Below are 2,776 nucleotides of genomic sequence, written 5' to 3'. Positions count from 1 at the left end.
TCGATCAGGTCCGCCAGGTCGGTCTTGGCGGTCCAGGGCTCGGCGCCGTTGTAGAGCACGATCGGGAGCACCGGCGGGAGCGGATCATCCGGCCCGATCTCTTTCGACCGGTGCAGGTCCTCATAGAGGAGGCCGATGCCCCGCGCAAGACCAACGCGGTGCCGACAATCGTAGATTCCCCCGCGCTCGCGGGGATAGGCCCGAGTTTCGCCCTTGCGCCCGGCTCTAATGGCTCCCCCCGCGCTCGCGGGTGCCACTCCGGCGCCCCCGCCCGAGCGATTCTCCCTGCTTGCAAACGCAGCCTGCGCATGCACACTTAGGCGAAGACTGCCGAGGACCCCAAGCCATGAGCCAAACTGCCGCCGGTGCGCCCAAGCCCGCACTGGGCCCCTTTCACGCCGATCAGTTGCGCGACGGGGACCGCTATGAACTCTCCCAAGGCCACCCGCTCTATTGCGCCCCGGCCGGACCCGAACACGCCGCCGGGAACCTCACCGGTGCCGCGGTGCTCGGCAGTGACCCGGACGTGGAATGGGCGGGGGTCGATGCCGGCTTCTCCCCCGAGCCGGGGATGTTGCGCGCCCCGGACGTGGCGATTGCGGCACCGGGCGCGGAACGGGGATGGATTCGCGAGGTCCCGCCTCTGGCCCTGGAGTATGCCGCCCGCGGCCAGGACGAGCCTGACCTCCAGGCCAAGATCGCCGAACTGATCGGGCACGGCACCCGACTCGTGTGGGTGGCGCGCCTGACCGGCCCGCGGCGGGTGGAGGTCTATGAATCGGGGCACCCGATGCGGGTCGCACTCCCCGGCGAGGACCTGTCGGCCCCCGGCATCCTGCGCAATCCGGTGCCGGTGGACGCCCTCTTCGACCGCACGGCCGGGCACCGCGCGACCCTGCGCAATCTCTTGCAGCGCTTCGGCTACGCGGACCTGGAGGCGGTCCGGGCCGAGGGGCGGGCAGAGGGAATCACGACCGGGCAAGAGGAAGGCCGCGCGGAGGGACGCGTGGAGGGTCTCGCCGCGGCGGTCCTGAACCTGCTCGCGGCCCGCGGCATCGCCGTGGATGAAGAGACCGGCGCCCGCGTCAGGGCCTGCCGGGATAGCGTCCAACTCGATCGCTGGCTGCTGGCCGCCGCCAGTGTCGCTCAGGCCGACCGGATCTTCGGTGACTGACCGGCCACCCGACTCCACCCCTCAACCCCTCGTTCGCGGAGCCTCACCATGCAAGACGTACTGATCATCATCAACGCCCCACCCTACGGCAGCGAGCGCTGCCTGTCCGGCCTGCGCCTGGCCGCCGCCCTGGCCGGCCGTGACGACAAACCGGCCGTGCACCTCTTTTTGATGTCCGATGCCACCGTACTCGGCCTACCGAACCAGAACGATGGCGCCGGCAACGGCCTGCAGGGCCTGGTCGAGCAACTGGTTGGCCTGGGTGTGGACATCCGCCTGTGCCGGACCTGCGCCCTGGCCCGCGGTCTGGGTGACCTGCCGCTGATTACCGGCACGGTCATCGGCACGCTCGCCGAGTTGGCCGAGGTGACGCTCGCCGCAGACAAGGTCATCACCTTCTAGAGAGCGGTGTCACGAGAAATAGGGGACGTACCACGATTACTCCGAGAGAAGATAGCGCAGTTGGGGCTGCCAGCGGCGCAGTTGCGGCGGCAGGCTCGGGTCGATCAGGTCCGCCAGGTCGGTCTTGGCGGTCCGGGGCTCGGCGCCGTTGTAGAGCACGATCGGGAGCACCGGCGCTACTCGGTCGGTGCCCACAGGTCATCAAGTCTGATCGTCACGGCCTCGAACGGCGCGACCGACACCGGTGCAGCGCCGGCGAAGCGTCCGATCTCCCGCCAGGCACCGCCTTCCAAGGCGTAGGCTTCCAGGATGTGCGCAACCGGATCGAGCAGCCAGGCGTAGGGGACCCCATATTGTGCGTAGATCGGCATCTTGACCTTGCGGTCTTTGCTCTCGGTCGAGGGGGATAGAATCTCGCACACCCAGTCCGGGACCACGGTAAAGCGATGGTCGCGGGGAAACCTGGGTAACCGCTCCTTGCGCCATCCGCTCAGGTCCGGAACATCGACTTCGACGTTACGCAGGAAGTGCAGTTCGGGTTCCTGAACGATCCACCAGCCGCCGGGACCCCCGCGTCCGCGCTCGAACGGGCCGAGCAGTTCATAACCCAACTCCGACGCGGCAAACACATGCGGTCCGCTCGGGCGCGGCTGGGTGTAGATCTGACCGTTGAGGATTTCCCCGGTCAGTCCTTCCGGCAGCGCCTCAAGCTGTTCGTAGAGACTGGGGCGGGTCTTCTGGTGCGCGTGCATGGCTCGGGCTCTCGTAACGGTCGATCGTGTGAAGCATACCCCGCGGAGTAACCAGGAGAAACCGAAAACAGACCACGGTTTCCCGCGGGCAACCAGGGAAAGACTCTGATTTATCTGGACGTAATCAGGGACTCCGTGGTCTGCCCCCGGTTTCGCGCCCGGCGCCCCTGGCCCCGTGCGACCGGCTGTTGCGGGTCGGTATCGGCGTCGCCGTCTTCCTGGTGGTAGAGTTGGAGAAGGCCGTGGTGTGTCAGCCGGTGGCGGTTGTCGACCTGCCCAAGAGAAATCAATGGTGCCTGCGCGCCGGACCGGCTAACGGTCATGGCACCCGCGCCACCCCGGAACATGAAAGTCCTCTCGACCGCTAGCTCGATGGCCAGCGTGCGGGGCGGCGTAGTCAGGGCTTCCAGCCCTGACTGTTCCAGCCCCGACACCGTCAGGCCAGGAT

At 67.8% G+C, this 2,776-nt stretch carries 6 protein-coding genes; 2 read left to right on the top strand and 4 right to left on the bottom strand.

Annotation, left to right across the window (positions count from 1 at the left end; translation table 11 throughout):
• The coding region (locus QZY48_RS15510; protein ID WP_295432398.1) for a hypothetical protein at positions 1–257 on the bottom strand (257 nt) is incomplete at its 3' end.
• Positions 258–346: 89 nt separating this feature from the next.
• Here QZY48_RS15510 and QZY48_RS15505 point away from each other — a divergent pair.
• Both QZY48_RS15505 and QZY48_RS15500 read left to right on the top strand, forming a co-directional pair.
• Positions 347–1,174 carry a Uma2 family endonuclease gene (locus QZY48_RS15505; protein ID WP_295432394.1) on the top strand — a complete coding sequence of 276 codons (828 nt, stop codon included), beginning with the start codon at positions 347–349 and terminating at the stop codon, positions 1,172–1,174.
• Positions 1,175–1,222: 48 nt separating this feature from the next.
• On the top strand, positions 1,223–1,576 hold the full coding sequence (locus tag QZY48_RS15500) for a DsrE family protein (protein WP_295432391.1): 354 nt from the start codon (positions 1,223–1,225) through the stop codon (positions 1,574–1,576).
• Between the two features lie 36 nt (positions 1,577–1,612).
• On the opposite strand, the gene QZY48_RS15495 is transcribed toward QZY48_RS15500, so the two are convergent.
• The 3 genes from QZY48_RS15495 to QZY48_RS15485 form a co-directional block, all read right to left on the bottom strand.
• A complete protein-coding gene (locus QZY48_RS15495; protein ID WP_295432389.1) occupies positions 1,613–1,747 on the bottom strand; it encodes a hypothetical protein in 135 nt (44 codons plus the stop codon).
• A gap of 5 nt (positions 1,748–1,752) precedes the next feature.
• Positions 1,753–2,328, bottom strand: a complete 576-nt coding sequence (locus QZY48_RS15490; protein WP_295432387.1) for a Uma2 family endonuclease — start codon at positions 2,326–2,328, stop codon at positions 1,753–1,755.
• Positions 2,329–2,438: 110 nt separating this feature from the next.
• Positions 2,439–2,776, bottom strand: a 338-nt coding sequence (locus tag QZY48_RS15485) for a hypothetical protein (protein WP_295432386.1), incomplete at its 5' end; no start/stop codon positions are given.

This window comes from uncultured Thiodictyon sp., from assembly GCF_903828115.1.
Lineage (GTDB): Bacteria > Pseudomonadota > Gammaproteobacteria > Chromatiales > Chromatiaceae > Thiodictyon.
Note: the sequence above shows the minus strand (reverse complement) of the source record. Positions and strands in the feature narration are given on the sequence as shown.